4 protein-coding genes are annotated in these 4,898 nt (G+C 45.5%); 2 read left to right on the top strand and 2 right to left on the bottom strand.

Annotated features, from left to right (window positions below; all coding sequences use genetic code 11):
• Positions 1-255: 255 nt before the first annotated feature.
• Positions 256-1,554: an amino-acid N-acetyltransferase gene (gene argA, locus HRU21_08545; protein ID NRA42337.1), complete on the bottom strand. Its 1,299-nt coding sequence runs from the start codon at positions 1,552-1,554 to the stop codon at positions 256-258.
• Positions 1,547-2,716: an acetylornithine deacetylase gene (gene argE / locus HRU21_08540; GenBank protein NRA42336.1), complete on the bottom strand. Its 1,170-nt coding sequence runs from the start codon at positions 2,714-2,716 to the stop codon at positions 1,547-1,549. Before argE ends, argA begins: the two co-directional genes overlap by 8 nt.
• A 122-nt stretch (positions 2,717-2,838) precedes the next feature.
• Between argE and tadA the strand changes: the two genes are divergently transcribed.
• Both tadA and HRU21_08530 read left to right on the top strand, forming a co-directional pair.
• Positions 2,839-4,602 (top strand): Flp pilus assembly complex ATPase component TadA, encoded by a 1,764-nt coding sequence (gene tadA / locus HRU21_08535; GenBank protein ID NRA42335.1) that lies wholly within the window; start codon positions 2,839-2,841, stop codon positions 4,600-4,602.
• Between the two features lie 11 nt (positions 4,603-4,613).
• On the top strand, positions 4,614-4,898 hold a 285-nt coding region (locus tag HRU21_08530), incomplete at its 3' end, for a hypothetical protein (protein ID NRA42334.1).

The raw sequence follows: 4,898 nt of genomic DNA, 5'->3' as shown, positions 1-4,898 counted from the left end.
GCAAGCTTTGGCTGGCAGTTTGCATTTTAACTAGCGAAGTAGGTATAGCTTAGATATTAGCTGTTGCTCAGATTTAATGTGTTGCTCAGATTGAAGGTGTTGCGCAGATAGTCGTGCAATAAGTTTGAGTATGCACATAAAGCCGCTTCGGAGCGGCTTTAAAAAATCTCTTATAATTGCTTATGTAGAAAATTTAAGCTCTGCTCCGAGCTCTAGGATAAGAACTTATAAAGAGCTCAATTATATGGATAAAGACTAAAGCTGCTTAATAAGCACTTTAGAGTTTCGTTGGTAGTTGTACATGGCTTGCTTCTGCTGCGGCAGATCATCTACCGAGGCCTGAATAAAGCCTTGTTCTAAAAAGAAATGCAGTGATTGAGTTGTGAGCACAAACAAACTATCGATTGCAGCTGCAGCAGCTTGCTCAGCAAGATAGGCGAGCATCTCAGCACCGCGTTGACCACCTTGATAATCTGGATCGGTAGCTACGCAGGCAATCTCAGCCATATTCAGACCTTGATCATCAATAAATGGGTAAAGTGCTGAGCAAGCAATAATTTTGTTATCGCGCTCTATCACAATGAAGTGATGCATTTCCTGTTCCAGCACCTCAGGCTCACGTTTGACTAAGAAGCCACTGCTTTCTAAGGGCTGTAATAGCTGCATAATGCCGCCAATATCTTCTGCACTGGCAGGTCTTATCGACTCGTAAGGATTCTTGCTCAATAATACGCCGCTGCCATCCGTGGTGAATAGTTCGGTAAGCAGTGCGCCGTCTTGTTCTACGCTTACCATATGACATCTAGGAATGCCTGCTTTGCAAGTGTTGATCAAGCAGCTTAAATTATGCGAGGGTTGGCTAATTTGTAAGGCCTGTTGCAGTGTTAATTCGCGCTCTAACTCCCTCAGTTCTGCAGCTTGCGAGACAATAATAAATTTATCGGCGCCGATACTTTTGGCTACGGCCGTTGCGACATGCTCGGCTGCAACATTAAAACTTTCGCCAGTTACTGAGCCAGCGATATTCGATAATAATACAATCGCATTATGTTCTAACACGGCTTGTATGGCAGCGCAGTCTACTTTTCTAATTTCACCGGTAAACTGAAAGTCTTTTCCTTCAAGTACGCCCAGCGGTTTAGCGGTAATAAAATTGCCACCAACCAGTTTAATATCGCTGCCTTGCAGCGGCGTATTAGGCAGCGCTGCTGAGAATAGAGCTTCAAGCTTAAAGCGCGCCTCACCCGATACCTGTTTTGCAATATGTAAAATTTCACTGCTGGTGATGCGCTGCCCCAGGTGCATTTGGCTGCTAATTCCGCTTTCAGTTAGGGCATCACTGATTAATGGCCTGGTGCCCATAACCAAAACAATTTTTATGCCAAGGCTATGCATTAAAGCAATGTCATAGATCACCTGTGTTAGCTTGTCAGATTGTAAACAAAAGCCGTCCAGTAATAGCACCATCGTTTTACCACGATGGCTATTAATATAGGGAGACGATTCGCGAAAGGTTTGAATGAACGTCTTGTTTGCAGGCGTGGTTTCAGACACGGTTATTCCTTGGCTTGACACAGTAGTGATCAATAAGTTGCTGTAATATTGTAACCGCCGGTTGAATTTGATCAAGCGCTAGGTACTCATTTGGCTGGTGCGCTTGGTCAATCGAGCCAGGACCCATGACTACCGTGTTAATATTGAGTGCTTTTAAAAACGGCGCTTCAGTCGCAAAGGCAACAGCGCCTGCAGTTTGCCCGGTTAGTGACTCAACACGCTGGATCAATTCACTATCACTGTCTTGAAAAAATGCATTCACGCCATCTATCAGTGACTCAAATTTCAACTCAACTTGATGAGCAGTTGCAATCGGTGCTAGACGTTGCTCAAGCTGATTTAAAATTGCCTGATTACTCATGCCTGGCAGACCGCGAAAATCAAAATGCAAAGCGCATTGATTGCAAATGCGGTTGGGATTGTCGCCGCCATGAATGCAGCCAAGATTTAAAGTGGGTGTTTGTACTTCGAACACAGGGTTTTGATAGTGTTGCGCTAGTTCTTCACGAAACTGGCGTATCGTCATTAATACATCGCTCATGGCATCTAAAGCTGAATGGCCAAGTGCTGGGTTTGAGGAGTGACCACTCTGGCCCTGTATATTGATCGCGTGCATCATAATGCTTTTATGACTATGAATCGGCTTAAGTCCAGTCGGCTCGCCGATCACCGCTGCACGCGGTTTTCTTAAACTGGCGGCGCTGAGGGCTCTAGCGCCACTCATGGAGCTTTCTTCGTCGGCCGTGGCAAGAATAATCAGCGGTTGCTGCAGTTTGCTGGCTGCATCGACTAAGGGCAAAACGGCCTCAATAATAACGCTGAAAAACCCCTTCATATCACAGCTGCCCAAGCCGTAAATACGGTTGTCGGCCTCGGTTGCTGCCAGTGGATCAAAATCCCAGAGTGATTCGTTAAACGGCACGGTGTCAGTATGACCCGCTAACACTAGGCCACCATCACCATCGCCCAGTGTGGCAATCAGATTCGCTTTGTGTTCGCCTAGTGGCTGAATTTCAATCGCAAAGCCTAAGCTTTGAAACCAGTCAGCCAAAAGGTCAATTACCTTACGATTGCCCATATCCCAGCTAGCAGAAACCGATGAAACTGAAGCGGTAGAAAGTAGCGCTTGCAGGCGTTGGTGAAACGACGGTAGATTTGGCATAGGGTTGGCATTTATTTGGCTAAGTTAATGAAATCCCGAAAGCTTTGCGCTATGGTCTAGCTGTAATTGGATAACGTAATTGACGATATCCGACTCGGGTAATTAATCTGAATGGCTTATTTATGACGCAAGCGATAGCAGAACGCAACCTCGATCTCCGCTTTTTACTGACTGAACTGGCGCGTGCAGGAAAAATTAGCGCCGATAGTGTGGATGAGGTCATGATCAGGCCACGCTCTTTAGCAGATTCCCAAAAGCATGCGATTAACTATCTGGCAGATATTGGTTTAGTTAACGTAGACACCGGTAATGCTTTTACGGTGGAGCAGCTGGTTGAATGGTTGGCAGACATTGCCGAACTTGAAGCCTTTCATATCGACCCACTGAAGATTCGCGCAGCCGATGTTACCCAGGTCATGAGTCATGCCTTTGCGCAAAAGCATCAAATTTTAGCCGTAGAAATTGGCGCTAATCAGGTTAAAGTTGCCTCGGCACAGCCGTTTAAATCGGCTTGGCAGGCCAATCTTCAGCATGTGCTAAACAAAGAAATCGTCACTGTTTTTGCTAATCCTGCTGATATTGCTCGCTACACTACCGAATTTTATGCGCTTGCAAAGTCTATGCAGCAGGCCACCCAAAACCAAGCTGGGCCCGCTGGGTCGTTTGATGCATTTTTAGAGCTTGGTGAATTAAAAAATCCCGATGCCAACGATCAGCATATTGTCACGATTGTTGACTGGCTATTTCAGTATGCTTTTGATCAACGTGCCAGTGATATCCATATAGAGCCAAGACGTGAGTTAGGCTATGTACGTTTTCGTATCGATGGCGTTTTGCATCAAGTATATGAAATGCCGATGCAGGCTTTAGTTGCGGTGATCAGCCGAATTAAAAGTATGGGTCGCTTAGATATAGCCGAAAAGCGAAAGCCACAAGATGGGCGACTTAAGACTATCACGCCTAAGGGTTTAGAAGTGGAATTGCGACTGTCTACATTGCCAACCGCGTTTGGAGAAAAATTGGTGATGCGGATTTTTGATCCGGAGGTTTTATTAAAATCTTTTGATCAGTTAGGTTTGGCAAATCAAGATTATAGCCGCTGGAACACAATGACTCAGAAATCAAATGGCATTGTGTTAGTTACAGGTCCAACCGGTTCAGGCAAAACCACTACTTTGTATTCCACGCTTAAAGAGTTAGCAACACCAGATGTTAACGTTTGCACCATTGAAGATCCGATTGAAATGATTGAGGATAGCTTCAATCAAATGCAGGTGCATCATGGTATCGATTTAGATTTTGCGGCCGGGGTTAAGGCGCTGCTACGTCAGGACCCAGATGTTATTATGATTGGTGAGATTCGTGATAAAGAAACCGCTGAAATGGCGATCCAAGCAGCGCTAACAGGGCATCTTGTTTTATCAACATTACATACTAACGATGCGCCATCAGCTATCACTCGAATGTTAGAAATTGGTGTGCCAGCATATTTGATTCGCGCTACGGTATTAGGTGTTATGGCGCAGCGTTTGGTACGTAGGCTATGCCCGCATTGTAAAGCCGAGCATGCTGTCGATCAACAACAATGGCAGGCTATGGTTGCACCTTGGAAAGTTGCAGCGCCGAGCAAGGTATATAAGCCAGTAGGGTGTTTAGAGTGTCGCAATACCGGTTATTTGGGGCGTGAAGGTATTTATGAGGTGATGCCAATAAGCTCGCCCGTGCAGCAATATATTCAATCGCAAACTGATGTAGTTGCGATGCGCAAATCAGCGATGAAAGAAGGGATGCGAACACTTCGTCTCAGTGGTGCGCAAAAGGTGGCGCAAGGTTTGACGACCATTGAAGAGGTGCTTAGAGTTGCGCCTCAGCCAGTTGAAAATTAGTTGTTTCGAGTATGTTACAGCACTTAGATTATGCGGCTCAGCTGGAGCATCTACAGCAGCAATTTGATCGCTCTTTTTTACCGCCTACGCTGAGTTCAACGATCGAAAAAACCCTGTTTTGCAGTCATTATGTATACAAATCTTGTCAGATAAGCCCGCAGCTGCTGGAGTTTTTGCAGCAACAAGAAACTCAGGGCTCTGCTAATGTTGCTGAGTTCGCAAAAGAACAATCAATCCTGCCATGCATGGCGGCAATGGACGCTGGCCAAATTGATGCACTGGTTCAGCAATATATC

The organism is Pseudomonadales bacterium (assembly GCA_013215025.1).
Classification (GTDB): domain Bacteria; phylum Pseudomonadota; class Gammaproteobacteria; order Pseudomonadales; family DT-91; genus DT-91.
The sequence above is the reverse complement of the archived record's forward strand: the minus strand, read 5'-3'. Positions and strand labels throughout refer to the sequence as shown.